Below are 25,553 nucleotides of genomic sequence, written 5' to 3'. Positions count from 1 at the left end.
ACGGTACAGAACGTCCGGCCCTACCCGAAGAGACGGAGAGGGACGGGCTCACCCCGTGCGCCGGGCGCAGAACGACGCCCCTTCCGGCCGCCCGGGAGCGCCGGGGACACGGAGGACGCCGGGACCGCGAGTGCCGGGAGCGCCCGGTGGTGCGGCGCGGTCGCGGGGGCGGTGCTCCGGGTCACTTCAGGGCGCGTTCCACGGCCTGGGCCACTTCGGTCGCGGTGTCGGGCGGGAGCGGGGCGCCGTCGGGGTCCGTGACGTAGAAGGCGTCCACCGCGTTGGCTCCGAGGGTGCTGACGTGGGCGCTGCGGACCGTGACGCCCGCGTCCTCCAGGGCGCGGCCGATCCGGTACAGCAGGCCCTGGGCGTCCTGGGCGCGTACCTCGATGACGGTGGCGGAGCGGGAACCGCCGGGCGCCACCGTGACCCGGGGCGGCGGCGCCTGGAGCCGGCGCGAGCGCCGTGCGTAGGCGCGTTCGCGCTCGGCGAGGCGGGCCGGGATGTCGAGCGTGCCGTCCAGGGCCCGTACGAGGTCGGCGCGGAGCCGGACCGCTTGGGGCAGCGATCCGTACTCGGCCGCCACCCGCCAGCTGAGGAGCAGCATCGGGCGGCGGGCGGCCGCGGGCGAGGAGACCGTGCCCGTCGTGGGCCGAGGCTCGGCTTCTGGGCGCGTGTCCGCCCCACCGTCCTTCCCATGATCGGCCGCTCCGGACAGCTGCTCCGGCAGGGGCATGACGCGGAGGTCGGCGGCGCGGACCGTGAGGCGGTGCACGGCGAGTACGCCGGCGGTGGCGGGGAGGATTCCCGGGCGGTCCGGAACGGCGATGAGAAGTTCGACGCCGACCGGTTCCTGGGCCCCGGCGGGCTCCGGCCGGGGTGCGGTGTCGTTCGGCGGTGGCTCCGGCGCCTCCGTGGGCGGCTCCGCCCGGGTGTGGAGGGCCAGTACCGGTTCGCCGGTGCGCCATGCTTCGACGGCGAGGCGCTCCTGTTCCGCTGTGGGCTCCCACGGGGTGGGCGTGGTCGCGTCGGGTTCGCCCGCCAGCAGCCCGCCGACCCGGCGGACCAGGTCGGCGACCAGCCCCTCGCGCCAGCGGCTCCAGGCGGCGGGCCCGGTGGCCAGCGCGTCGGCCTCGGTGAGGGCGTGCAGCAGCTCCAGCGTGCCCGCCGAGCGGACCACCTGGGCGACCGCGGCGACCGTGGCCGGGTCGTCCAGGTCACGGCGGGTGGCGGTCTCGACGAGGAAGAGGTGGTGACGGACGAGGGTGGCGATGACGTCCGTGTCCTTGGCGTCGAAGCCGAGCCGGGTGGCCACGTCGCGGGCGATGGTCTCGCCGGACACCGAGTGGTCGCCGGGCCAGCCCTTGCCGATGTCGTGCAGGAGGGCTGCCATGAGGAGCAGGTCGGGGCGGTGGACGCGACGGGTCAGGGCGGAGGCCCGTACGGCCGTCTCGACGAGGTGCCGGTCGACGGTCCAGCGGTGCACGGCGTTGCGCTGCGGGCGGCAGCGCACGCGCTCCCAGTCCGGCAGCAGCCGCGTGATGATCCCCTCGGCCTCCAGCGCCTCCCATACGGGCACGGTGTGCGCGCCCGCGCCCAGCAGGGTCAGCAGCTCCTCGCGGGCCTCGGCCGGCCACGGCACCGGCAGCGGGCGGGCCGCCGCGGCCAGCCGACGCACGGCGTGCGGGGACAGCGGCAGGCCCGCCTGGGCGGCGGCGGCAGCGGCACGCAGCGGCAGCACGGCGTCCCGTTCGGGGCGGGCCGTGCGGGCCAGTACGACCTCGCCGTCGTGCTCCACGACGCCCTCGGCCAGCGGCGAACGCTCGCCCTTGGCCGCCATCCGCCCGCTCCTGCCGCTCATCAGCCCGCGCAGCGAGGGCCGTACGGAGCGGGAGCGCAGCACCCGGCCGACCTCGCGCCAGGTGACGTCACCGGCGTACGAGATCGTGCGGGCCGACTCGTACACCTGGCGCAGCAGTGTGTCCGCGTCGAGCAGGCCGAGGGCCGCCGCGACCTGGTCCTGCTCCTGGAGCGCGAGCCGGTCGGTGGCCCGGCCGGTGACCAGGTGGAGGGCGTCGCGTACGTCCAGCAGGCGGCCGCGGGCGGCCTCCAGGCCGGCCCGGGGGGCGTCGGCGAGCCAGGAGGCGGCCACCGCGCGCAGGGCGGTGACGTCGCGCAGGCCGCCTCTGGCCTCCTTCAGGTCGGGCTCGAGGAGGTACTGCAGCTCGCCCTGGCGGTCGGCCCGGTCCAGGCAGAGCGCGTGCAGCTCCGGGAGGCGTTTGGGGGCGGCCTCGCGCCAGTCGGCGAAGCTCGCGGTGCGCAGGGCGGTGGTGAGGTCGGGGCTGCCGGCGAGGTGGCGGGAGTCGAGGAGGCCGAGCTGGGCCTTGAGGTCGTCGCGGGCGGTGCGGCGGGCCTCGGCGAGCGTGCGGACGGAGTGGTCCAGGTCCAGGCCGAGGTCCCAGAGCGGATACCAGAGGTGGTCGGCGAGGGTCGCGACCTCTTGGGGTGACGCCTTGCCGTCGTGGAGGAGGAGCAGGTCGAGGTCGCTGCGAGGGGAGAGTTCGCCGCGGCCGTAGCCGCCTACGGCGACGAGGGCCGCGCCGGTCACGCCGCTCTGGGCGGCGGCGCGCTCGAAGAGTCCGGCCAGCCAGGTGTCGGTGAGGCGGGCGAGGGCCGCGCGGCGGTCGGGGCCGGTCGTGGTGTCGTCCTGGAGAAGGCGCAGGCGGGCGGCGGGGTAGTCGGGGGCGGGGCCGCCTTGGTCGGCGGGGGCGGCGTCGTGCGTGCTCGGGCTGCCGGTGCTGGGGCCGTCTGTACCGGGGCTACCCGGGGCGGGGCTGTCCGGGGTGCCGGTTGCGGCTGTGTTGCTGCCGGGGCCGGCCGTCCGGTCGACGCCTGCTGTCTCCTCGACGCTGTCGGTCACCTCGCGCGCTCCTTGTTCGTTCGGTGTGGCATCGGCTTGGGGTGGCATCGGCTGCCGGGTGTCTCGCGGCTTGCCGTTGCGTGTCCGGTCGGCGTGGTTGGCGGCCGGTGGTCGCCGCTGCCGGGCGGCTTGTGTGCCCCGGACCCACCCCTTCCCGAAACCGGGGCAACGGCCCCGGGCCCCGTGAAGATGTCCTCAAACGCCGGACGGGCTGGAAGTACCGCCGGGTGGGCGGCCCTCCGGATCGGCCGTCCGGATCGGCCGTCCGGTGCCCGACGGGGGCGGGGCCCCGGCCCCATCAGCGGGCTGGGTCCCGGGGATTCCGCTGGGCGGACCGAGAGGCCGGAGCCCGTCAGCGGGCCGGGGCCTCCGAGTAAGTACTCAGCGGGCCGGAGCCCCGAGCCCCGAAGTACTCAGTGGGCGGGGGTCGCGGAGTACACCGCGGGCGGACGGGCGGACCGTAGGGCATCAGGTGGGCGGCTTCCCGGAGCCAGCAGGCGGGCCGGTATTGCGGGAACCGTCAGGCGGCCAGGCTCCGGAGCCGCCCGCCAACCGAACGGACTGGAGTCCCCGGAGCGCCCCCGAACCGAACGGACCGAAGTCCCCGGAGCGCCCCCCAACCGAACGGACCCGAATCCCCGAACCCGTCCAGCGGGCCGGCCCCGCCGTGAGCCGGAAGCCCACAGAGCCCTTGCCTTCCGCGGACCCGAATAGACCGGTGAGGCCCCGGGCGATCCCGGCAGCACCGACAGCACCGGCAGTCCCGGCGATCCCGACGGTCCCGGCAGACCTGGCGACCCCCGCAGTCCCGGCGACCCCCGCGATCCCGGCGTCCCCAGCGGCCCCGGTGCCGACCCGCCCCCGCAAGGCGGGCACACCCGCCCCCCCCCGCCGAGCGACCCGCCCACCGGCACCCCGCCCACACCAGGGCGAGCGCCGCTCAGAGCGTCGCTCAGAGCGCGTCCGGGCCCCGTTCGCCCGTGCGGACGCGGACTGCCTCGTCGACCGGGACGGACCAGACCTTGCCGTCGCCGATCTTGCCGGTGCGGGCGGCCTTGACGACTACCTCGACCAGTTGTTCGGCGTCGGCGTCCTCGACCAGGACCTCGATGCGGATCTTGGGGACGAGGTCCACGGTGTACTCGGCGCCGCGGTACACCTCCGTGTGGCCGCGCTGCCGGCCGTATCCGCTGGCCTCGGTGACGGTCAGGCCGTGCACGCCGAATGCCTGCAGGGCCTCCTTCACCTCGTCCAGCCGGTGCGGCTTGATTACTGCCGTGATGAGCTTCACGCGTCCACCTTCTTCGCCTTGCCCGGAGTACCGTCCTGGGCCTGAGCCGATGATCCTGCCTGCGGGGCCTGGGCCGTGGCCCCGGCGGCCCCTGCCGGGGTGTCACCGGGGGCCGGCGCCGCTGTACGGGTCAGGGTCGTGCCGCCGCCGGTGCCGCCGTAGTCGTACGCCGTCTCCGCGTGGGCGGCCTGGTCCACGCCCGCCAGCTCCTCGTCCTCGCTGACCCGGAAGCCCATCACCAGGTCGACGACCTTGGCAAGGAGGAAGCTGACCACGAGGGAGTAGAGCAGGACGCAGACCACGCCCACGGACTGCTTGCCGAGCTGGGCCAGGCCGCCGCCGTAGAAGAGTCCCTTGGCGTCGCTCTGTACGCCGCCGGTGGCGAAGAGGCCGATGAGCAGCGAGCCGACGACACCGCCGACCAGGTGGACGCCGACGACGTCGAGGGAGTCGTCGTAGCCGAAGCGGTACTTCAGGCCGACGGCCATGGCGCACAGCACACCGGCGATGATGCCGATCGCGATGGCGCCGAGGGGGCTGACCGCGCCGCAGGCCGGGGTGATGGCGACCAGCCCTGCGACCGCGCCGGACGCGGCACCGAGCGTCGTGAAGGAGCCGTGCCGCAGCTTCTCGTACCCGAGCCAGCCGAGCATCGCCGCGCCCGTGGCGACCTGGGTGTTGAGGAAGGCGACCGCGCCCACGCCGTCGTCGTTGCCGAGCCAGGAGCCGGCGTTGAAGCCGAACCAGCCGAACCACAGCAGGCCCGCGCCGAGCATGACCAGCGGCAGGCTGTGCGGCCGCATCGGGTCCTTCTTGAAGCCGATCCGCTTGCCGACGACGAAGATGACGCCCAGGGCCGCCGCACCGGCGTTGATGTGGACGGCCGTACCACCCGCGAAGTCGATCACGCCGAGCTCGTAGAGCCAGCCGCCGGCGCCCCACACCCAGTGGGCGACCGGGAAGTACACGATCGTCACCCACAGGACGATGAAGAGGGCCCAGGCGGAGAACTTCACGCGGTCCGCGAGGGCGCCGCTGATCAGCGCGGGGGTGAGGATCGCGAACATCAGCTGGAAGGCCGCGAAGACGTAGACCGGGATGGTGTAGCCGTCCCAGAGCTCGGTGAGGCCGATGCCGCTGAGGCCGAGGTAGTCACCGGTCCAGCCGATGACCGAGCCGTGGTCGGTGCCGAAGGCGAGGCTGAAGCCGTAGAGCACCCACAGGACGGTCACCAGACCGAGGCTGATGAAACTCATCATCAGCATGTTCAGGACGCTCTTCACGCGGACCATGCCGCCGTAGAAGAACGCGAGCGCGGGGGTCATCACCATCACCAGGGCGGTGGCGATCAGCATGAATCCGGTGTTGGCCGGACTCAGCTCGACCTTGTCTGCTGCGAGCGTCAGGATGCCTGGGGGCATCGGCGTCTCCTCGTCGTCGATGCGGCCCGTGCGGGCGTGGTGCTGATGGGCCGGCTTTCGCCACGAGATTGACGCAGCGCCGTTTCCGGTGAAGCGTCCCGGTGTTTCGCCGCAGTGACGAAGGCGACCACGGTGTTACGCCCGGATGAACGCCTGTGGGGGCCACCTAAGCGGCTGTGGGGCCACCTGAATACCGAACCGGCCGTGACCGCGCCCGCAGACCTGGCGATGGGGGAGCCGAGTCGGGCTGTACGGGGCGTGGTCACGGCCGGGGTTTTCGGGGGCCTGCTCGCTAGACCGCCTCCGCGGTGGTCTCCGGCAGGTGGTGCTGCAGTTCCTCGGTCAGCTGGATCACCTCGGCGACCTCGGAGAAGTCCCGGGACGCGGTGTCCACGGTCTTGCGCAGCCGGGTGTTGACCCGCTCCGAGCGCACCTGCTTCGCGAACGGTATGGCCCGGTGCGCCATGTCCGCGCACTGTTCGGGCTCGCGCTGCAGCAGGTGGACCGTGGCCATGCCGATGAGGTTGAGGGCGTACGAGCGCTGGTGCTCGGGGTCCTTGCCGAACAGCTCGACGGCGCGCTCCATGACCGGGTGCGCCAGCGAGGCGTACGTCGGGCTGCGGCCCGCGACGTAGGCGAGGTCGCGGTACGAGTGGGCGTTCTCGGCGTTCAGCTCGGCCTCGGAGAAGAAGCGGATCCAGTCCGGCTCCAGCCGCGCGCCGGGCTCCACGTCGGCGAAGGTGTCCTCCGCCATCCGGACGGCCCGCTTGACCTTGCTGGGCTGGCCCATGCCGGCGTACGCGCGGGCCTCCATCGCATACAGCATGGCCTGCGTGCGCGGCGTGGCCATTTCGCGGCTGCCGTACTGCGCGAGATGGATCAGCTCCAGGGCGTCGTCGGGGCGCCCGAGGTGGATCATCTGGCGGCTCATGCTGGAGAGGATGTACGAGCCCAGGGGCTTGTCGCCGGCCTCCTTGGACGCGTGCAGCGCGAGGACGAAGTACTTCTGCGCCGTGGGCTGCAGACCGATGTCGTAACTCATCCAGCCCGCCAGCTCGGCGAGCTCGGCGGCGACCTTGAACAGCCGCTTGGAGACCGCTTGAGGGTGCGACTCCTGGAGCAGGTCGGTGACTTCGTGCAGCTGCCCGACGACGGCCTTGCGGCGCAGTCCGCCGCCGCACTGGGCGTCCCACTGCCGGAACATCGTGGTCGTGGACTCCAGCAGCTCCAGCTCGGGCTGCGAGAGCCGGCCGCCGCGGCGGCGCCCGGCCTCGGGCCCGGTCTCGTCCCCGGCCCCGGAGGGCGTGGGCACCAGCCAGCGCTGCATCGGCTCGATGAGGGCGGGCCCGGCGGACAGCGCCAGCGAGGTCCCGAGGAAGCCGCGCCGCGCCAGCATGAGGTCGCTGCGCGAGAACTCGCTGATGAGGGAGACCGTCTGGGGCCCGGCCCAGGGAAGGTCCACGCCGGAGACCGACGGGGACTGATGCGCGGTGCGCAGGCCGAGGTCCTCGATGCTCACGACGCAGCCGAAGCGCTCGGAGAAGAGCTCCGACAGGATGCGGGGGATCGGCTCCCGGGGCTGCTCGCCGTCCAGCCAGCGGCGGACCCGTGAGGTGTCGGTACTGATGTGGTGTGCGCCCAGCTGCCGGGCGCGGCGGTTGACCTGGCGGGCGAGCTCGCCCTTGGACCAACCGCTGCGCACGAACCACGAACCCAACTGCTCGTTCGGGCGCTTGTCAGCGCACGTGCCGCCGTTGCCGCCCAACTCGAACGCCCCCATCCGGATCTGTCGTCCTGTCACGAACCTCCGACAGGATGCCGCTCCTACGCGACGCCTGTCCTGGAGTGACCCCAGCCGACCACGGATTCCGGCCGCCGGAAAGCCACCAAGCGGTCACTCTGCTTGCCGTTGGCATACCCATGTGGCGGATACCCCTCCCGGTTCGTGCACCGAAAGTAATCCTACGATCACGCCTCCCGCGAGGCCGATCCAGGAAACGCCACCATTCGCCACCCCTTCGAATGAACTCCTCCGCGGCTCAGCGCGATTGACTTGACACAGGTCGAGAAGGGTTGGGCGGAGAGGAGCACTCGAGGGCGCGCGTGTCACGCCGCACAACCCACAGCACTACGTCACACCGTCAACGACCGCGACTGGCAACGGAGCGTCACGGCAACACTCCGGCACGTAACCACTGACCTGTAGGACCCGTTGGAGGGGGCATGGGCTTCACGATCGGCGGCATCCGGGAGTTTCGCGACATTCGCCACGGCGCCAGGCGGCGGGTCCGCTCCGCCGAGAGCACGGCGGTGGCGGAGTACACCGGGCTGTGGGGCTGGGACGTCGTGCCCGGCACCCGCGCGGCGCGGGGCGGCGACGGCCGGGCCGTCTGCTCGTGCGGAGCGGCGCGCTGCGCCGGCCCCGGCGCCCACCCGCTTCCCTTCGCCGACGTGCTGCCCGCCGGCACAACGCTGGAGAAGGCGGCGGCGGCCTGGGCGGAGACGCCGGGCGCCTCGGTACTGCTCCCGGTCGGCCGCAGCTTCGACATCCTCGACGTACCGGTCGCCGCGGGCCGCACGGCCCTGGTGCGCCTCGAACGGATGGGCCTGCCCCTGGGGCCGGTGGCCGCCACCCCGACCGGGCGGGCGCTGTTCTTCGTCGCGCCGGGCGCCGCCGCCGGACTGCCGACGCTGCTGTACCGCATGGGCTGGGACGACGCCTCGCTGGACCTGCGGCCGCTGGGCCCGGGCGACCACATCACCGCGCCGCCGTGCGACCTCGCGGGGCTCGGACCGATGCGCTGGCTGCGGCCGCCGACGCTGGACGGCGTGGGCCATCCCCCGGAGGCGAAGCTACTGCTGGGCACGCTGGCCTACGTATGCCATCGCCTCTGCGCCTGACCTGCACGAGCACCCGCAGGCGCGTACGCGTACGCGCACCGACCGTGCGCCCGCCCGCACCCCGCCCCGATCGGCCCCCGACCCGATCCAGCCGCCCCCCGCCCCGATCCCCTCGCACACCCGCCCGAAAACCACCGCCCACGCCCGGCGCGCGGGCGCGTCATCCCCGCGCCGCACCGCCGGACGCAAGCGCCGAGCCCCGTCGCACTCCGTGTGCGGCGGGGCTCGGTGTCTCCGTCTCGGTGCCGGGGCCCGGCGCGGGCCTCGGACGCGGGCTGCTAACCCGTCCACGCTCCGATCAGTCGCCGATCAGCGCGTCGACGAACGCCTCGGGCTCGAACGGCGCGAGGTCGTCCGGGCCCTCGCCCAGGCCCACCAGCTTCACCGGCACGCCCAGCTCGCGCTGGACGGCGACGATGATGCCGCCCTTGGCCGTGCCGTCCAGCTTGGTCAGCACGACGCCGGTGATGTCCACGACCTCGGCGAAGACACGGGCCTGCACCAGGCCGTTCTGCCCGGTGGTGGCGTCCAGGACGAGCAGTACCTCGCCGACCGGACCGTGCTTCTCCACGACCCGCTTGACCTTGCCCAGCTCGTCCATCAGGCCGGTCTTGGTGTGCAGCCGGCCGGCGGTGTCGATCAGTACGACGTCCGCGCCCTCGGAGATACCTTCCTTCACCGAGTCGAAGGCGACCGAGGCGGGGTCGCCCTCCTCGGGGCCGCGCACGGTGCGGGCGCCGACCCGGTCGCCCCAGGTCTGCAGCTGGTCGACCGCCGCGGCGCGGAACGTGTCGGCCGCGCCCAGCACGACGGACTTGCCGTCGGCGACCAGGACGCGGGCGAGCTTGCCGGTGGTGGTGGTCTTGCCGGTGCCGTTGACGCCGACGACCATGACGACGCCGGGGATCTCCTGGCCGGTCGGGCCCAGGCCGTTCGCCGTGTGCACGGAGCGGTCGGCCTCGGTGCCGATGAGGGCGAGCAGCTCCTCGCGGAGCAGGCCGCGCAGCTCGTCGGGGGTGCGGGTGCCGAGCACCCTTACGCGCTCGCGCAGCCGCTCGACCAGCTCCTGCGTGGGCTGCACACCGACATCCGCGGTGAGCAGCGTGTCCTCGATCTCCTCCCAGGTGTCCTCGTCGAGGTGCTCGCGGGAGAGCAGCGTGAGCAGGCCCTTGCCCAGGGTGTTCTGCGAGCGGGAGAGCCGGGCGCGCAGCCGGACGAGCCGGCCGGCGGTCGGCTCCGGCACCTCGACCTCGGGCGCGGCGGGCGCCTCCGGCTCGGCGACCGGCGCTTCCTCGACGAGCGTGGCGCCGGAGTCCGGCAGGCCCACTTCTTCGATGGTGCGACGTTCTTCGTCGCGGGGGGTCTCGGCGTCCTCACCGACCTGCGGTTCCGCAGGCGGCGCGGTGACGGACGGGGTGGTCGGCGGGGGCGGCGGCAGCTGCTTCTTCTTGCGGCTGCTGACGACGAGCCCGCTGATCGCGCCGAGCGCGACCACAGCGATGACTACAGCAAGGATGACGAATTCCATAACTCCCTCAGTATCGGGCACACACCGCCCCCGGGGCCGCAGGCCGCCAATCCTGGATGTCCACTGTCCGGATAAGAATCAGGATGTGTACTATCCAGATTCATCCCCGCGGAACGAGCCGCGGGGCACTGGAAGGAGAATCCGGATGCCGGACATCCTGATTGTGGGCGGCGGTTTCGCCGGGATGTGGGCCGCCGCGGGCGCCGCCCGCCTGCTGCGCGCCCACGACGCCTCCCCCACGGTCGCGCTGCTCACCCCGGACCCCGACCTCACGATCCGCCCCCGGCTGTACGAGGCGGACCCGGCCGCGTACCGGGTGCCGCTCGACCGGGTCCTGGGGCCCATCGGTGTGCCGCGCATCGCCGCGACCGCGACCGGCATCGACACCGCCCGCCGGGTGGTCACCGCCGACGGCCCCGAGGGACCCGCGGAGCTCCCGTACCGGCGGCTGGTGCTGGCCACCGGCAGCGCGCTGGTCCGCCCGCGCTTCCCCGGCGCCGGGCTGCTGCACGACATCGACACGATGGACGCAGCCGTCGCCCTGGAGAAGCACCTCCAGGGGCTGCCGGACGCGCCCGCGGGGCCCGGGCGATTCACGGCGGTGGTGGCCGGCGCCGGGTTCACGGGCGTGGAGGCCACGACCGAGCTGGTGGGCCGGCTGCGGGCGATCGCCGCGCCGCACGGACTGGCGGACGAGGTCGAGGTCGTACTGGTGGAGCGGGACACGGTCGTGGGGCGCGGGCTCGGCGAGGCGGCCCGGCCGGTGATCGAGCGGGCATTGGACGAGCTGGGCGTGGTGCGCCGGCTCGGCGTCTCGATCGAGCGCGTCGACGAGCGGGCCGTCCACCTCTCCGACGGCAGCGCGCTCCCCTCCCGTACCGCCGTGTGGACGGCCGGGGTGCGGGCCAGCGGCCTCACCGCCCAGCTCCCCGCCGAGCGGGACGGACTGGGGCGGCTGGCGGTGGACGGCTGGCTGCGGGTGCGCGGGCTGCCGGAGGTGTACGCGGCCGGCGACACCGCGGCCGCGCCCGCCGAGGACGGCCACACGGTGACGCAGAGCTGCCAGCACGCGACGCCGCAGGGGAAGTTCGCGGGGCACAATGCCGCGGCGGATCTGCTGGGGCTGGACCGGGCCCCGTTCGCCACTGATCCGTACGTCACCTGCCTCGATCTCGGCGGCGCGGGCGCGGTGCTGACCAGCGGCTGGGACCGGGCGCTGCGCGAGGTGCCGGTGGCGTACGCGAAGGCGCGCAAGCGCGCGATCAACGAGACCTGGATCCATCCGCCGGTGGACGACGCCGAGGAGATCCTGCGCCGGGCCGACTTCCGGGTGGGCCAGCGCCGGCCGATGCCGGAGCCCACCGGCTGACCAGCGTTTCCGGCCTGATCATGGACCCTCCGACGAAGAGTGTGACGCGAGTGACTCGTCGGAGGGTCCAACGGGTCTTACGGGAGGAAGTTGGTGCAAAGTACGATGGGAATGGCCGCGCAACGCGCGTAGAGTCCTCGACGGCCACCGCGCCCCGCAGCCTGGCACCACAGCCGCTGCCGACTGCCCCCTGTGGGGGTGCCCCTGCCCCAGCGCACGAGAGACACCTGCACCATGGACACCAAGGCCTCCCCCGAGACCGAAGGAACCGTAGAGACCCGCGGTATCGAGCCGGTCCCGGACCACGAACGCCGCGGACACGTCCGCGAACTGTTCTCGACCTACGTCGCCGCCAACATCAGCGTGCTGCTGCTGACCATGGGCGCCGCCCTGGTCGTCTTCAACCGGCTGAACTTCTGGCAGGTACTGCTCGTCGCGGTGATCGCCGCGGCCGTCTCCTTCGGCCTCACCGGCCTGCTGTCGGTCTCCGGCAAGTGGGGCGGCGCGCCCGGCCTGCTGCTCTCGCGCGCCACCTTCGGCGTCCGCGGCAACTACTTCCCCGGCATGATCCTGTGGATCGCCCGCTTCGGCTGGGAGACGATCAACGCGGTCACCGGCGCGTTCGCCCTGCTGACCATCCTCAAGCTGGTCTTCGGCATCGAGGCCAACAACGTCCTCACGATCGTCACGCTGTTCCTCTTCGTCGCCACGACGTTCCTGGTCAGCGGCATGGGCCGGAAGGTCCTCAACCTCTGCAACAAGTGGTCGACGTACATCTTCGGCGTCTTCAGCGTGCTGGTGCTGATCTACCTGATCGCCAAGATGGACTGGCACGAGATCTTCGCGCAGAAGGCCGGCTCGACGGCGATGGTGATCGCGGGCGTGGGCACCATCGCGGCCGGCGGACTCAGCTGGGTCCCCTCGGGCCCGGACTTCACCCGCTACCTCCCCGGCTCGGCCTCCGGCAAGAAGATCGTCGGCGCCACCGTCTCCGGTGCGGGCCTGGTCATGGTGCCGATGGTGCTGATGGGCGCGGTCATGACGTCCAAGACCCCGGACCTGGCCAAGGCCAGCGACCCGGTCGCGTTCCTCGGTGACATCCTGCCGACCTGGCTGGCCGTCCCGTACCTGCTCACCGCCGTGGTCGGCATGCTGCTGATCAACAGCCTGTCGATGTACTCCGCGGGCTTCACCGCGCAGACCATGGGCGTCAAGCTGCCCCGCCCCCTCGCGGTCAGCATCAACGCCGTCATCAGCCTGGTCGGCGGCGGCTTCATGATGCTGGTCGCGACCAGCTTCATCAGCCAGTTCATCACCTTCCTGACCCTGCTCGGCGTCTCCTTCTCGGCCTGGATCGGCGTGTACGCGATCGACATGGCGCGCCGCGCCCGCCGCACCGTCCGGTACGACGCCGAGGCGCTCATGGACACCTCGCGCGGCGGCCGGTACTGGTACCGGGCCGGCTTCTGCTGGCAGGCGCTGACCGCCTGGACCGTCGCGCTCGCCGCCGGCCTGTGCCTGACCAAGGTCAACTGGTTCACCGGGCCGCTGGCCGGCACCTGGCTGGGCACCCACGGCCTGGGCTGGGCGGTCACGATCGCCATCGCCGCCGTGGTCTTCGCGGTGCTGCCCACGCCGCGCGAGAACGTCCCCGCGGAGGGCGGCGCGACGCCGGAGCCGATACCGGCCGGGCGCTAGAGGCCCCTAGGGGGCTTCGTCCAACCCCTCCACATCTGACACAGCATCAGCTAACGTCCCCTTCGCCACCTCCGCGGCGAAGGGGACGTTGTCATGCCCGTCACGGTCCTGCGCTTCAACCTGGTCGACCCGGCCCCCACCCCGGAGGGCCTGGCGGCGCGCTATCAGGCGGCCGTCGCGATGGCGAAGTACGCCGACGACCTGGGCATCACGACGGTGCAGACCGAGGAGCACCACGCCACCGACAACGGCTGGATGCCCTCGCCGCTGACCTTCGCCGGCGCCGTGCTCGGCGCCACCCGCCGGGTCGCCGTCACGGTCTCCGCGCTGATCACCCCGCTGCACGACCCGCTGCGGCTGGCCGAGGACCTGGCCGTACTGGACCTCCTGGGCGGCGGCCGGCTGGTGACCGTCGCGGGCCTGGGCTACCGGCCCGAGGAGTACGCGGCGCACGGCGTGGACTGGCGGCGGCGCGGCGCGCTCCAGGACGAGGTGCTGGAGACGCTGCTGAGCGCCTGGACGGGCGAGCCGTTCACGTACCGGGGGCGCACGGTCCGTGTCACGCCGCGCCCCGCCACCCGGCCGCACCCGCTGCTGCTGGTCGGCGGCGGCTCGCGGCCCGCGGCGCGGCGCGCGGCACGGCTCGGGCTGCCGTTCTTCCCCAGCGCCCACCTGCCGGAGCTCATCGCGTACTACCACCGGCAGTGCGCCGAGCACGGCCACGAGGGCTGGGTGATGCAGCCGCCCGCCAGTACGGCGCTGCTGCACGTCGCGGAGGACCCGGACCGGGCCTGGGCGCGCTACGGGGAGCACTTCCTGTACGAGGCGCGGACGTACGCGGGCTGGCAGGGCGCCGGCATCCGCTCGGCCGTGCGGTCGGCGGCCACGGACGTGGCGGCGCTGCGCCGGGAGGGCGTGTACCGGGTGCTGACGCCCGAGGAATGCGTGACGTACGCAGAGAAGACAGAGAAGACGGAGGCGTCGGACTCGCTGATCCTGCACCCGTTGTGCGGCGGGATGCCCGTCGACGAGGGCTGGCGGTCGCTGCACCTCTTCGCGGAGCGGGTGCTGCCGCGGCTCAAGCCCTGAAGGCGCGCATCGGGCCCGGCCGCATTGTCAGTGGCCCCCGGTACTGTGCTGAGCAGGGGGCCTGCGTCCCCCCATGGGGGAAGGACGGGGCGAAACGGTACGGCGGGTCCGGTACGGCGAGCACGGTAACGCCGGCCCCTGACATGCGGCTGCCCCGGCTCCATCGGGGAGCCGGGGCAGATCCGTGGTGAGGAGAAAGGCTGGCGGGGTGGTTAGCCCATCTCCTCCAACGCCTTGCCCTTCGTCTCCTTCACGTACTTGAGCACGAAGGGGATCGAGAGCAGGGCGAAGATCATGTAGATCACGTACGTGCCGGAGAGGTTCCACTCCGACAGGCTCGGGAAGGTCGCCGTGATCGCCCAGTTGGCGATCCACTGGGCCGAGGCGGCGACGCCCAGGGCCGCGGCACGGATCTTGTTCGGGAACATCTCGCCGAGGAAGACCCAGACCACCACGCCCCAGGACAGGGCGAAGAAGAGCACGAAGAAGTGGGCCGCGATCAGGGCCACGGTGCCTTCGGTGGTCGGCAGCGTGCCGCCCGCGGTCTTCGCGGAGAAGGCCCACGCCTCCAGCGCGAGGGCGATGGCCATACCGGCGGAGCCGACCAGCGCCAGCGGACGGCGCCCGATCCGGTCGACGAAGAGCATCGCGATCACGGTGCCGAGGATGTTGATGATCGAGGTGGTGAAGCTGTAGAAGAACGAGCTGCTCGGGTCGATGCCGACGGACTGCCACAGCGTCGAGGAGTAGTAGAACGCGACGTTGATGCCGACCAGCTGCTGGAAGACCGAGAGGCCGATGCCGACCCAGACGATCGGCAGGAAGCCGCCCTTGCCGCCGAGCAGGTCCTTGAACGACGACTTGTGCTCGCTGCGCATCGCCAGCTCGATCTCCTCGACCCGCAGGTCCAGGTCGACCGAGCTGCCCTCGACCTCGGAGAGCACCTCCTTGGCCTTGTCCTGGCGGCCGACGGAGATCAGGAAGCGCGGCGACTCGGGGATCGCGAAGGAGAGCAGGCCGTAGAGCACGGCCGGGACGACCATGACGCCGAGCATCCACTGCCAGGCTTCCAGGCCGGCGATCTCGCCGCGCTGGTTGCCGTCGGCGAGGTTCAGGATGCCCCAGTTGACCAGCTGGGAGATGGCGATGCCGACGACGATCGCGGCCTGCTGGAAGGAGCCGAGCCGGCCGCGGTACGCGGGCGGCGCGACCTCCGCGATGTAGGCGGGGCCGATGACCGAGGCCATACCGATGCCGAAGCCGCCGATGACCCGCCAGATGGCCAGGTCCCAGACCGCGAAGGGCAGGGCGGAGCCGACGGCGCTGACCGTGAACAGCAGCGCGGCGATCTGCATGACGCGGATGCGGCCGATGCGGTCGGCGATCCGGCCCGCGGTGGCGGCGCCGATGGCGCAGCCGATCAGCGCGATCGCGATCACCTGGGCGAGCCCGGCGGAGCCGACGTGGTAGCGGTCGCGGATGGCCTCGACGGCACCGTTGATCACGGAGCTGTCGTAACCGAACAGGAAGCCGCCCATCGCGGCAGCCGCGGTGATGAAGATGACATGGCCGAGGTGGTCGGGCTTGGCCTTGCGGCCTTCCGCGACCGTCGGCTGCGCGGTGCTGGTCAACGTGTACTCCAGTGGCCCGGCTGCGCTGCCGGGCGTAGGGGGCTGGCCCTTCCAGTGGCGGCTGCGAACACGGCACGCACCACTTGAAGGTAAAAGCAACGTTGCAGAGACTATGCCTTCAAGTTTCGAAGTCAATAGGGGGTACGGAATTCATTGACCCCGTTACTGTCGGCAATCGCGTACATGTTGAGTTCATGTTGTGAACGGTGCAGCGAACGCCGCAGGTCGGCGGCCCACACCCGTGTCCGCGGCGGGCTCAGTGCAGTCGCCGACTGTCTCAGTGCAGTCGCTGGCTGATGACCTTCGATACACCGTCGCCCTGCATGGACACGCCATAGAGCGCGTCGGCGACCTCCATGGTCCGCTTCTGGTGCGTGATCACGATCAGCTGGGAGCTCTCCTGCAGCTCCTCCATGATCCGGATCAGCCGCTGCAGATTGGTGTCGTCCAGCGCCGCCTCGACCTCGTCCATCACGTAGAACGGGCTCGGCCGCGCCTTGAAGATCGACACCAGCAGCGCCACCGCGGTCAGCGAGCGCTCGCCGCCCGAGAGCAGCGACAGCCGCTTGACCTTCTTGCCCGGCGGCCGCGCCTCCACGTCCACGCCGGTGGTCAGCATGTTGTCCGGGTCGGTCAGTACGAGCCGGCCCTCGCCGCCCGGGAAGAGCCGCGCGAAGACACCCTCGAACTCGCGGGCCGTGTCCCAGTACGCCTCCGTGAACACCTGCTCGACGCGCTCGTCGACCTCCTTGACGACCTGCAGCAGGTCGGCGCGGGTCTTCTTCAGGTCCTCCAGCTGCTCGCTGAGGAACTTGTGCCGCTCCTCCAGCGCCGCGAACTCCTCCAGGGCCAGCGGGTTCACCTTGCCGAGCTGCTGGTACGCGCGCTCGGCGGCCTTGAGCCGCTTCTCCTGCTCGGCCCGCACGAACGGCACCGGCTGATTGCGCGGATGCTCCGGATCGTCCGGCAGTTCCTCGCCCTCGGCGGCCGGTGACGGCGGTACGAGCTGGTCCGGGCCGTACTCGGCGACCAGCCCGGCCGGCTCGACGCCCAGCTCCTCCAGCGCCTTCGTCTCCAGCTGCTCGATCTTCATGCGCTTCTCGGCGCCCAGCACCTCGCCCCGGTGCACCGAGTCCGTCAGCTTGTCCAGCGCGTCCTTCAGCTCACGCCCCTGGGACCGCTCGGCGACCAGCGCCTGCTCCCGCTCGGCCTTCGCCAGCTCGGCGGCGGCCCGCTCCTCCTCGGCCCGCACGAGCGAGACCTCGACATGCGCGAGCAGCTGCCGCGCGCCGTCCGCGACCGCCGAGGCGACCCGCGCCTCGTGGCGCAGCCGGGCGCGCCGCTGCTCGGCCCGCGCCCGCGCGTCGCGCTCGGCGCGCGCCGCCCGGTCCAGCCCGTCCGCCCGTCCCGCGAGCCCCTTGACGCGCTCCTCGTGCGTACGGACCTGGAGGCGCGCCTCCATTTCCGTCTGCCGGGCGTTGGCCCCGTCGGCGGCGAGCCGGTCCCGTACGGCGGTGTCCGGCTCCTCCGCTCCCCCCTCACTCGACGCGGCGTCCTCCTCGGCGACGGCGAGACGTTCCGCCAGCTCCTCGGCCTCCTCGGTGGCCCGGGCCAGCGCCTCCTCGGCCTTGGCGACCGCGGCCGCCGACCGCTCGGCCTCGCCCACCGCACCCCTGGCCTGCCCGCCGAGCCGCCCCAGCGACTGGGCGACCTGCGACTTCTCGCGGTCGGCCGCGCGCCGCCGCTCCGCCAGCTCCTCGACCAGCGCGGCCCGTTCGGCCCGCCGCTCGGTGGCCAGCCGCTGGTCCTCCGCCAGCTGCTCGCAGCGCGCGGCCAGCTCCGTCAGCTCCGCCGCCGCCTCGTCGACGGACGCCTGCACCTCCAGCAGGCTCGGCGCACCGGCCGACCCGCCCTGCGCGAAGTGCGCCCCGAGCAGGTCGCCTTCGGCGGTCACGGCGGTCACGCCGGGCCGCGCGGCGACCAGGTCCTCGGCGTCCTCCAGCGTGCTCACCACGACGATGTCGCGCAGCAGCCGCCGCACGGCGGGCAGCAACTCGGCGGGCCCGTCGACCAGTTCGGCGGCAGCGGGCGGCGACCCGTCGGGGGTACGGGCGGCCGGTACCGAGGCGACGACGGCGCCATCGCCGGGGAGTTCGGAGGAGTCGGAGGAGTCCGTCGCCGCGTCCGGACCGCTGCGCGCACCGGGAATCGCGGGGCCTTCGGTACTGTCCTGCCGCTCGTCGTACGAGGCCCCTCCGGGTCCCCCGGCGCTCCGGCTGTCATCCGTCGCCCCGTCAGCACCGGCGGTGCCAGCAGGCCCTGTCGCCCCGTCATGCAAGGCGGTATCCCTCGGCGACCCCGGCAGGGACCGCTCCCCCACCGTCCCGGCCAGCGGGTGCTCGGTCGCCGTCCCGGTCAGCGGGTGCTCGGTCGCCGTCCCGGTCAGCGGGTGTTCGGCCGGGGCGCCGGTCAGCTGGTGCTCCGCCGGTGTCGCCGGGAGGAGGACCGCGCGTCCCGCGTCCTGCTTGCGCAGCAGCCGGATGGCCTCCGCGGCGGTCGCCGGGTCCGCGACGGCGATCGCGTCGGCCGCGGCGCCGAGCGCCGCCGCCACCGGGATCTCGTACCCCGGCTGTACGGTCAGCAGCTCGGCGGCCGGGCCGAGCAGTCCGCCCAGCCGGTCGGCGGCGGCCAGCAGCGCGCCCGTACCGTCCTTGCGGCGCAGGCCCAGCGCCAGCGCGTCGTGCCGGGCTGCGGTCGCGGCGCGCTTGCGTTCCGCCGAGGTCAGCGCCTCGCGGGCCATGGTCAGCGCGCGCTCCGCCGCCGCCAGCTCCTCCTTGGCCCGCTCGTGCCGGCCCGCCAGCTCCTCGTCGCCCGCGTCCAGCCCGTCGACCTCGGCCTTGAGCTGCTCGTACTCCTGCTGCGCCGCCTCCGCGCGGGCCTGCGCCGCGTCCCGCGACTCGGCCAGCCGGTCGATCTCGGCCTGCGCCGAGGCGGCCCGGCCGCGGGCCGCTGTGACCTGGCCGTGCAGCCGGGCCAGCCCCTCGCGCCGGTCGGCGATGGCCCGCGCGGCGTCCCGCAGCCGGCGCTCCTCGTCCTGCAGCTGCCGCTCCAGATCGCTGCGGTGCTCGACCATGTCGTCCAGCGCCCGGGTCGCCGCCTCCAGCGCGGCCTCCAGCTCCGCCTCCTGCTCCCGGATGCGGGCCGCCTCGCGCTCCATCTCCTCCGGGTCGCGGCCGCGGCGCTCCTCGGGGGGCGCGGCCTGCGCGCTCTTCACGCGCGCGTCGGCGAGCGAGATCGTGCCGCGTACCCGCTCCGCGAGCTGCGACAGCTCGTACCAGGTCTGCTGGGCGCGCTGCAGCCGCGGCGTCAGCGTCCGTACCTCTTCCTCCAGGGCCGCCTCGCGCCGCAGCGCCTCCTTCAGCTCGGCCTCGGTGGCCTCCCTGCGCTGCTTCAGCGCGGCCTCGTCCGCGATCTCCGTACGGAGCGCCTCCCGCAGCGTGACCAGGTCGTCGGCGAGCAGCCGCAGCCGGGCGTCGCGGAGGTCGGCCTGGATGACGGCGGCGCGGCGGGCGACGGCGGCCTGCCGGCCGAGCGGCTTGAGCTGGCGCCGCAGCTCGTCGGTGAGGTCCTGCACGCGCGCGAGGTTCGCCTGCATCGCGTCCAGCTTGCGCAGCGCCTTCTCCTTGCGCTTGCGGTGCTTGAGGACGCCGGCGGCCTCTTCGATGAAGGCGCGGCGGCCCATCGGGTCGGCGTGCAGTACGCCGTCGAGCTGGCCCTGGCCGACGATGACGTGCATCTCGCGGCCGATGCCGGAGTCCGACAGCAGCTCCTGGATGTCCAGCAGCCGGCAGGTGTCACCGTTGAGCTGGTACTCGCTGCCGCCGTTGCGGAACATGATCCGCGTGATCGTGACCTCGGCGTACTCGATGGGGAGCGCGCCGTCGGAGTTGTCGATCGTGAGGGAGACCTCGGCGCGGCCCAGCGGCGGGCGCCCCGTGGTCCCGGCGAAGATGACGTCCTCCATCTTGCCGCCGCGCAGCGACTTCGCGCCCTGCTCGCCCATGACCCAGGACAGCGCGTCCACCACGTTGGACTTGCCGGAGCCGTTGGGGCCCACGACGCAGGTGATGCCGGGCTCGAAGCGCAGCGTGGTGGCGGAAGCGAAGGACTTGAATCCTCGCAGGGTCAGGCTCTTGAGGTGCACGCCGTTGGACTCTACCTCTCGCCTACCGGACTTTTCGCCCGTCCCGGCCCGTCCTGGCGCGCCGCGGCGGCCGCGCTCCTGCGGCCGGTCGCGCCCGGTGCCCGCTGCCGTGCCGGGACCTTTTCGGTTTCACCGCGGAACGTGCAGGGCACATCAGACGGTAAGAGGCCGCCGGGAGGCGGGGGCGTGAACGACGAAGGGACGCCGAAGCGTCCCTTGAATCTTCATAGAGCGGTGCCTCAAGTGGCTGTCGTTTCAGCCCGACCGTCCCTTGGGGCGATGGTCAGGTGAGCGCCGGCTCCGCCTGGGGTACGTCGATGCTGTCGAGCAGCGAGTCGCCGTGACGTGCGGCAGCGGACAGCGCGTCGTTCTCCGCCTGAATCCTGACGATCTCGGATTCCAGATCCTGAACACGCTGCTGAAGCCGTCGCATCTCGGAGAGGACTCGGGGGTCGGAGCCGCCGACGTAACCGAGAAGCGCCTTTGCCATGATGGATGGTCCTCCACAATGAGTGACCGACCGAAGCGGTGGTGGGTCGTGAGGGAATCGCACCCGCGGTGTCTGTCATTCTTTGGTCTACGCAATGCCAAACAGCTAAGGTGCGCGGGGATTCCAGAGTCTCACCAAATGGATTGACGGTCAACACGATCACGCCCCGTATCCGAGGGCTCGTGAGCGCACACGCCTGCTGAAGACTCGCGGCGGCGCTCCGGAAACGGCCCCGGGGGCGTGGAGATCATCCTTACTGCCGCAGCCTTCCATGGGACGGCGAAATTGGCAACCACCAGCCGGTTTCTGCCTCCAGCAGGTGCCCGCGGCATGTCACGGGGCGGGTCGCGGGCGGCCCGGGCGACGGGTCGGCGGCCCTTCGTCAGCGGATGGCGAAGGTGCCGTACCCGCCTCGCGGCGTGTCCCAAATCTCAGTGACGCCGTCGACCCGCCCGGGCGTGTCCCCGGTACGCAGCCACTCCAGCAACTCCTCGCACCGCTCCCGGGGCCCCTCGGCCACGACCTGGACGCGGCCGTCCTCCAGATTGAGGGCGAAGCCGACCAAGCTCCCGATGCGCAGCGCGTTGGCCCGGGTGAACCATCGGAAGCCGACACCTTGCACACGGCCGCGCACCCAGGCCGTCAGACGGACATCTTCGTTCATGTGAGCACGCTAACCGGCCAATTGCTCAACGAGCACTTCGGCCCCATGCGTCGTGCCGTACAGTCACGCGGCATCACCAGTCACTCGTACGGGTGATTCGCCATTGACGTTCGCGGACGGAAGGAAGTCAGGGGATGGGCCGCCATCGACGCACCGCTCCCGTACCCGGAGCGCCGGCAGCCGAACCCACGACGGGCCGCCACCGCTCCGGCGGGGCGCCCGGCCACACTGGCCCCTTCCGCCCTACCCACCCCTTGCGCCCCGGTGGCATCCTGCGCACCGCTCCCGTACGGACCGGCCTGCTGGGCGTGTCGGCGGCGCTGGCGATGGGGGCCGTGGCGGTCTCGGCGGGGCTGGTACCGGGGAACGGCCCGTACGACCCGGAGCGCGCGGACGGCCCCGGCGGCCGGGTCAGCGCCGGCGCGCTGCCGGACGTGACCGCCACCCAGGGCGCACGGTCCCCGCTCCCCGCCGACCGCGGCGCCCGCCCGGCCGACCGCGGCGCCGCCCGCCCGGACGCACCCGGTGCCCGCCCGTCGCCCAGCGCGTCTCCGTCGGCAGGCGCGGCTTCCGGTACGGACGACGCCGAGCCCTCGGGCAAGGCGGGCCGCGACGCCGGCGACGGCGACGGCCGCTCCCGCTCCACGCCCGACAACCGCGGCGCCTCCCCCGAGGCCGCGCAGCCCACCACGCCCGCTTCGTCCGCCGCCCCTGCCGCGGGCTCGGCCTCCGCTCGGGTCCTCTCCCTGGTCAACCAGGAACGCGACAAGGCGGGCTGCGCCCCGCTCACCGCGGACGCGGCCCTCACCGACCTGGCGCAGACGTTCAGCGAGGACATGGCCCGGCGCGACTTCTTCGCCCACACCGACCCGGACGGCGCCACGCCCTGGGACCGCGCGAAGACCGCCGGCGTCACCGGCCTCGGCGGCGAGAACATCGCCCGCGGCCAGACCACCCCCGAGGCCGTCATGGACTCCTGGATGAACAGCCCCGGCCACCGCGCCAACATCCTCAACTGCGCCTACCGAACCCTCGGCGTAGGCACCCACCAGGCCCCGGGCGGCCCCTGGTGGACCCAGGACTTCGGCTTCTAAGCCCCCCAAGGGCGACATCTGCGCACCCCTGCGCCCCCGATTGCCGCATCGGCCTCCTGGCCGTCCGCTGCTACGCCTGCTGGAGCGTTGCGTCAACGCACTCGCCTTGCAGGACCGCGCCCTCGCCCCTTCTCGCGGCGACCCCGGACCCGACGAGCACACGTGGCACGAGCCGCCGCCCTGCCCCGACTGCGGAGCGGTGGGCAGCGTCCGGCGCACCAACTACGACCGCTGGGTGCGCCTGGCCGCCAAGGATCTCCCGGCCAAGGACGTGCCTCCTGAGCACCGCTGGCGACTGGAGACCGTCCGGACTCGGCACTCCTCGTACGGCGTCGGCCTCGTGGCCATGCGCCTCGGTGCCATCGAACCGCTTCCATCCGATCTTGTCTGCCCCGCGCACCGGACTGTGTGCCTGTGCCCCGAAGCCGAAGAAGAACGGCAGCGGTGGTATCGCGGCGGCTGACGCGAGCGCCGGACTCCTACCTCGGCCGCGGCGCCCTCTGGCACTTCGGGCAGTAGTAACTCGACCGGTTCATCCACGAGCGGCGGCGGATCGGGGTCGTGCAGCGGCGGCAGGGTTCGTCCTCGCGGCCGTAGGCGTCCAGGGAGCGTTCGAAGTAGCCGGACTCGCCGTTGACGTTGACGTAGAGGCTGTCGAAGCTCGTGCCGCCGACGGCGAGGGCGGCCGTCATGACGTCGCGGATGTGGCCGAGGAGTTCGGTGGTGCGGGGGCGGGTGAGGGTGGCCGTGGGGCGGTCGTAGTGCAGCTTGGCGCGCCACAGCGCCTCGTCGGCGTAGATGTTGCCGACGCCGCTGATCAGGGACTGGTCCAGGAGCGCGCGCTTGATCGTCGTACGGCGGCGGCGCAGCGCTTCGTGGAACGCGGCGTCGTCGAAGGCCGCGTCGAGGGGGTCGCGCGCGATGTGGGCGATCACGTCGGGGAGGCCGTCCGGGTCGCCGGGGACGGTGGGGTGGAGGGAGAGGCCGCCGAAGGTGCGCTGGTCGACGAAGCGGAGTTCGGTGTCGGTCGTGTCCTCGGGGAGGTCGGCTGCCGGCGCGACGCCGGGGGCGGCGGCCGCGTCGTCCGGTACGGTCGCCGCGTCCGTGAAGCGGATGCGGACGCGGAGGTGCTTCTCGTCGGGCGCGTCCTGCGGCTGGACCAGGAGCTGGCCGCTCATGCCGAGGTGGGCCAGTACCGAGAGGTCGCCGGCGAGCGGCAGCCACAGGTACTTACCGCGGCGGCGGGCCTCGCCGACGCGGTGGCCGGCCAGCTGTGCGGCGAAGTCCGCGCCGCCCGCCGTGTGGCGGCGCACCGCCCGCGGGTGCAGGACCTCCACCGTGTCGATCGTGCGGCCGCTGACCCAGCGCTCCAGACCGCGCCGTACGACCTCGACCTCGGGCAGCTCGGGCAAGGGATCTCCTCGGGACGTTGAGCACGGTGTGCGCGGTGGGGCCGCTGCGACGAAGCGGGTTCCAGGCGCCGGGAAAAGGAAACCCCGCCCGTCCTGCCCCTGTGAAGGGGTGGTCGGGCGGGGATCCGCGTGCGCGGGGCACGCGGCGCGCATTCAGCTCGCGGGGCCGCCGGCAGCGGCTTCCGTGGTGGCTTCCGAGGCGGCCTTGGCCGCCTCGTCCGCCGCCGCGCGGATCTCCCGCCAGGCGGACTCCGCCGCCTGCTGCTCGGCTTCCTTCTTGCTGCGGCCGGTGCCGGTGCCGTACGAGACACCACCGACGCGGGCGGCAGCAGTGAAGGTCTTCTCGTGGTCCGGGCCGGTCTCCGTGACCAGGTATTCCGGGACCCCGAGTCCTTCGGTCGCGGTCAGTTCCTGGAGGCTGGTCTTCCAGTCCAGGCCGGCGCCGAGGCTGGAGGACTTCTCGATCAGCGGGTCGAACAGGCGGTGCACCAGTTCGCAGGCCGCGTCGAGGCCCTGATCCAGGTAGACAGCGCCGATGACCGCTTCGAGTGTGTCGGCGAGGATGGATGCCTTGTCCCGGCCGCCGGTGCCTTCTTCACCCCGGCCGAGCCGGATGAAGGCACCGAGGTCCAGGCCGCGGCCCACCTCGGCGAGCGCACGCGAGTTGACCACCGCGGCCCGCAGCTTGGCCAGCTGGCCTTCGGGCAGGTCGGGGTGGATGCGGTACAGCGTGTCGGTGACCACCAGGCCCAGGACGGAGTCCCCGAGGAACTCCAGCCGTTCATTGGTGGGCAGCCCGCCGTTCTCGTATGCGAACGAGCGGTGCGTCAGCGCACGCACCAGAAGGGCGGACTCGAGCTTGTACCCGAGCCGCCCTTCCAGAAGCGTGTGGGACGAGGCCGTGTCCGCAGACGGAGTCTTCGAGGAGTTCTTCGACGAATCAGCGTCTGACATTGAGCCCGTCACCAGCCGCTCAGACCTCGAGGACCTGGCGCTTGTTGTAGGTGCCGCAAGCCGGGCACGCGATGTGCTGCTGCTTGGGCTCGTGGCAGCGCTCGCACGCCACCAGGGTGGGGACCGCAGCCTTCCACTGCGACCGGCGGTGGCGCGTGTTGCTGCGCGACATCTTCCGCTTCGGAACAGCCACGGCTACTTCTCCTGCTTCTCGTCGACGCCCGCTTCGGCGCCGCCCATGTTGTCCTTCTCGCCGTCCTGGTCGGTCACAGCGAGTCCCTGCAGTGCCGCCCAACGGATGTCGACGGCGTCGTGATGGTGGTCCGGGTCGTCCGCGAGCCGGGCTCCACAATCGGAGCACAGGCCCGGACAGTCGTCCTGGCACACCGGCTGCAACGGCAGTGCGAGCACCACCGCATCGCGCAGCACGGCTTCGAGGTCGAACAAGTCGTCCTCGAGGAAGAGGGTGTCCTCCTCGTCCTCGGCGTCGTCGCCTGCGTCCGCTGGACGGACCCGGGCGTCGGCGTCGGGGTAGGAGAACATCTCCTGGAAGTCCGCTTCGAGCTCACGCTCGATCGGCTCCAGACACCTTACGCACTCCCCTGTCACGGATGCACGGCCGGTGCCTGTGACAAGCACCCCGTCCATGACCGACTCCAGGCGGAGGTCGAGCTCCACCGGCGCGCCCTCGGGCACTCCGATGACCTCGTTGCCGAGGTCCGAGGGGGCCTCGACGGAGCGGGACACCTTCTTCATCGCGCCGGGACGACGACCCAGCTCGCGTGTATCGAACACGAGCGGAGAACGGTGGTCGAGGCGGGCGTTGATGGCTTCCTGCTTTCTACGGCGGTACGGCCGCCCGTTTCCGCACGAGGCGGTGGTCGGGC

The 25,553-nt window shown here is 72.6% G+C and carries 19 protein-coding genes; 6 read left to right on the top strand and 13 right to left on the bottom strand.

Annotated elements, in window-relative coordinates:
* Positions 1 to 181: 181 nt before the first annotated feature.
* The 4 genes from ACZ4MH_RS26175 to nsdA all read right to left on the bottom strand — a co-directional run bounded on the left by ACZ4MH_RS26175 (position 182) and on the right by nsdA (position 7,412).
* Positions 182 to 2,920, bottom strand: a complete 2,739-nt coding sequence (locus ACZ4MH_RS26175) for a [protein-PII] uridylyltransferase (RefSeq protein WP_351597255.1) — start codon at positions 2,918 to 2,920, stop codon at positions 182 to 184.
* 952 nt (positions 2,921 to 3,872) lie between these two features.
* Complete coding sequence (locus tag ACZ4MH_RS26170) at positions 3,873 to 4,211, bottom strand: P-II family nitrogen regulator (protein ID WP_030267115.1); 339 nt, start codon at positions 4,209 to 4,211, stop codon at positions 3,873 to 3,875.
* A complete protein-coding gene (locus tag ACZ4MH_RS26165) occupies positions 4,208 to 5,632 on the bottom strand; it encodes an ammonium transporter (RefSeq protein WP_351597252.1) in 1,425 nt (474 codons plus the stop codon). The genes ACZ4MH_RS26170 and ACZ4MH_RS26165 overlap by 4 nt, the downstream gene beginning before the upstream one ends.
* A gap of 292 nt (positions 5,633 to 5,924) precedes the next feature.
* Positions 5,925 to 7,412, bottom strand: coding sequence for a transcriptional repressor NsdA (gene nsdA / locus ACZ4MH_RS26160; RefSeq protein WP_351597287.1), 1,488 nt, complete (start codon positions 7,410 to 7,412; stop codon positions 5,925 to 5,927).
* Between the two features lie 443 nt (positions 7,413 to 7,855).
* On the opposite strand from nsdA, the gene ACZ4MH_RS26155 reads away from it, so the two are divergent.
* Positions 7,856 to 8,533, top strand: a complete 678-nt coding sequence (locus tag ACZ4MH_RS26155; protein ID WP_351597249.1) for a bifunctional DNA primase/polymerase — start codon at positions 7,856 to 7,858, stop codon at positions 8,531 to 8,533.
* A 298-nt stretch (positions 8,534 to 8,831) separates the two neighbouring features.
* Here the strand turns inward: ACZ4MH_RS26155 and ftsY are convergent, their stop codons facing one another.
* Positions 8,832 to 10,061, bottom strand: coding sequence for a signal recognition particle-docking protein FtsY (gene ftsY / locus ACZ4MH_RS26150; RefSeq protein ID WP_351597246.1), 1,230 nt, complete (start codon positions 10,059 to 10,061; stop codon positions 8,832 to 8,834).
* Positions 10,062 to 10,206: 145 nt separating this feature from the next.
* On the opposite strand from ftsY, the gene ACZ4MH_RS26145 reads away from it, so the two are divergent.
* From ACZ4MH_RS26145 to ACZ4MH_RS26135, 3 genes are all read left to right on the top strand, one after another.
* Positions 10,207 to 11,430, top strand: coding sequence for an NAD(P)/FAD-dependent oxidoreductase (locus tag ACZ4MH_RS26145; RefSeq protein ID WP_351597243.1), 1,224 nt, complete (start codon positions 10,207 to 10,209; stop codon positions 11,428 to 11,430).
* A gap of 234 nt (positions 11,431 to 11,664) precedes the next feature.
* Complete coding sequence (locus ACZ4MH_RS26140; RefSeq protein WP_351597241.1) at positions 11,665 to 13,128, top strand: purine-cytosine permease family protein; 1,464 nt, start codon at positions 11,665 to 11,667, stop codon at positions 13,126 to 13,128.
* Positions 13,129 to 13,221: 93 nt separating this feature from the next.
* Positions 13,222 to 14,217, top strand: a complete 996-nt coding sequence (locus ACZ4MH_RS26135; protein ID WP_351597238.1) for an LLM class flavin-dependent oxidoreductase — start codon at positions 13,222 to 13,224, stop codon at positions 14,215 to 14,217.
* Positions 14,218 to 14,429: 212 nt separating this feature from the next.
* Here ACZ4MH_RS26135 and ACZ4MH_RS26130 read toward each other — a convergent pair whose 3' ends face one another.
* The 4 genes from ACZ4MH_RS26130 to ACZ4MH_RS26115 form a co-directional block, all read right to left on the bottom strand.
* Positions 14,430 to 15,848, bottom strand: coding sequence for a sugar porter family MFS transporter (locus tag ACZ4MH_RS26130; RefSeq protein WP_351597235.1), 1,419 nt, complete (start codon positions 15,846 to 15,848; stop codon positions 14,430 to 14,432).
* Positions 15,849 to 16,125: 277 nt separating this feature from the next.
* A complete protein-coding gene (locus ACZ4MH_RS26125) occupies positions 16,126 to 20,052 on the bottom strand; it encodes an AAA family ATPase (RefSeq protein ID WP_467754716.1) in 3,927 nt (1,308 codons plus the stop codon).
* A gap of 283 nt (positions 20,053 to 20,335) precedes the next feature.
* Entirely contained in the window at positions 20,336 to 20,542 is a 207-nt protein-coding gene (locus ACZ4MH_RS26120; protein WP_351595734.1) for a hypothetical protein, read from the bottom strand.
* Positions 20,543 to 20,924: 382 nt separating this feature from the next.
* Complete coding sequence (locus tag ACZ4MH_RS26115) at positions 20,925 to 21,206, bottom strand: acylphosphatase (RefSeq protein WP_351595737.1); 282 nt, start codon at positions 21,204 to 21,206, stop codon at positions 20,925 to 20,927.
* Positions 21,207 to 21,340: 134 nt separating this feature from the next.
* On the opposite strand from ACZ4MH_RS26115, the gene ACZ4MH_RS26110 reads away from it, so the two are divergent.
* Together ACZ4MH_RS26110 and ACZ4MH_RS26105 are read left to right on the top strand one after the other, a co-directional pair.
* A complete protein-coding gene (locus ACZ4MH_RS26110) occupies positions 21,341 to 22,300 on the top strand; it encodes a CAP domain-containing protein (protein ID WP_467754715.1) in 960 nt (319 codons plus the stop codon).
* Positions 22,301 to 22,406: 106 nt separating this feature from the next.
* On the top strand, positions 22,407 to 22,763 hold the full coding sequence (locus ACZ4MH_RS26105) for a DUF6083 domain-containing protein (RefSeq protein WP_351595743.1): 357 nt from the start codon (positions 22,407 to 22,409) through the stop codon (positions 22,761 to 22,763).
* 16 nt (positions 22,764 to 22,779) lie between these two features.
* Here the strand turns inward: ACZ4MH_RS26105 and mutM are convergent, their stop codons facing one another.
* From mutM to ACZ4MH_RS26085, 4 genes are all read right to left on the bottom strand, one after another.
* Positions 22,780 to 23,712, bottom strand: a complete 933-nt coding sequence (gene mutM, locus ACZ4MH_RS26100) for a bifunctional DNA-formamidopyrimidine glycosylase/DNA-(apurinic or apyrimidinic site) lyase (protein WP_351595746.1) — start codon at positions 23,710 to 23,712, stop codon at positions 22,780 to 22,782.
* 153 nt (positions 23,713 to 23,865) lie between these two features.
* Positions 23,866 to 24,666 carry a ribonuclease III gene (gene rnc, locus ACZ4MH_RS26095; RefSeq protein ID WP_351595749.1) on the bottom strand — a complete coding sequence of 267 codons (801 nt, stop codon included), beginning with the start codon at positions 24,664 to 24,666 and terminating at the stop codon, positions 23,866 to 23,868.
* 19 nt (positions 24,667 to 24,685) lie between these two features.
* Positions 24,686 to 24,859 (bottom strand): 50S ribosomal protein L32, encoded by a 174-nt coding sequence (rpmF, locus tag ACZ4MH_RS26090; protein ID WP_028802425.1) that lies wholly within the window; start codon positions 24,857 to 24,859, stop codon positions 24,686 to 24,688.
* Positions 24,860 to 24,861: 2 nt separating this feature from the next.
* On the bottom strand, positions 24,862 to 25,461 hold the full coding sequence (locus tag ACZ4MH_RS26085; RefSeq protein ID WP_351595752.1) for a YceD family protein: 600 nt from the start codon (positions 25,459 to 25,461) through the stop codon (positions 24,862 to 24,864).
* Between the last annotated feature and the right edge of the window lie 92 nt (positions 25,462 to 25,553).

The sequence above is a fragment of the Streptomyces sp. NPDC026301 genome (genome assembly GCF_055567935.1).
This window is presented reverse-complemented; position numbering and strand designations above follow the sequence as displayed.

Excerpts from the sequence above, each read along its gene's own strand:
- ACZ4MH_RS26165 (WP_351597252.1), bottom strand. The coding sequence starts at position 5,632 with ATGCCCCCAGGCATCCTGACGCTCGCAGCAGACAAGGTCGAGCTGAGT.
- nsdA (WP_351597287.1), bottom strand. The coding sequence starts at position 7,412 with ATGGGGGCGTTCGAGTTGGGCGGCAACGGCGGCACGTGCGCTGACAAG.
- ACZ4MH_RS26155 (WP_351597249.1), top strand. The coding sequence starts at position 7,856 with ATGGGCTTCACGATCGGCGGCATCCGGGAGTTTCGCGACATTCGCCAC.
- ftsY (WP_351597246.1), bottom strand. The coding sequence starts at position 10,061 with ATGGAATTCGTCATCCTTGCTGTAGTCATCGCTGTGGTCGCGCTCGGC.
- ACZ4MH_RS26145 (WP_351597243.1), top strand. The coding sequence starts at position 10,207 with ATGCCGGACATCCTGATTGTGGGCGGCGGTTTCGCCGGGATGTGGGCC.
- ACZ4MH_RS26140 (WP_351597241.1), top strand. The coding sequence starts at position 11,665 with ATGGACACCAAGGCCTCCCCCGAGACCGAAGGAACCGTAGAGACCCGC.
- ACZ4MH_RS26135 (WP_351597238.1), top strand. The coding sequence starts at position 13,222 with ATGCCCGTCACGGTCCTGCGCTTCAACCTGGTCGACCCGGCCCCCACC.
- ACZ4MH_RS26120 (WP_351595734.1), bottom strand. The coding sequence starts at position 20,542 with ATGGCAAAGGCGCTTCTCGGTTACGTCGGCGGCTCCGACCCCCGAGTC.
- ACZ4MH_RS26115 (WP_351595737.1), bottom strand. The coding sequence starts at position 21,206 with ATGAACGAAGATGTCCGTCTGACGGCCTGGGTGCGCGGCCGTGTGCAA.
- ACZ4MH_RS26110 (WP_467754715.1), top strand. The coding sequence starts at position 21,341 with ATGGGCCGCCATCGACGCACCGCTCCCGTACCCGGAGCGCCGGCAGCC.
- rnc (WP_351595749.1), bottom strand. The coding sequence starts at position 24,666 with ATGTCAGACGCTGATTCGTCGAAGAACTCCTCGAAGACTCCGTCTGCG.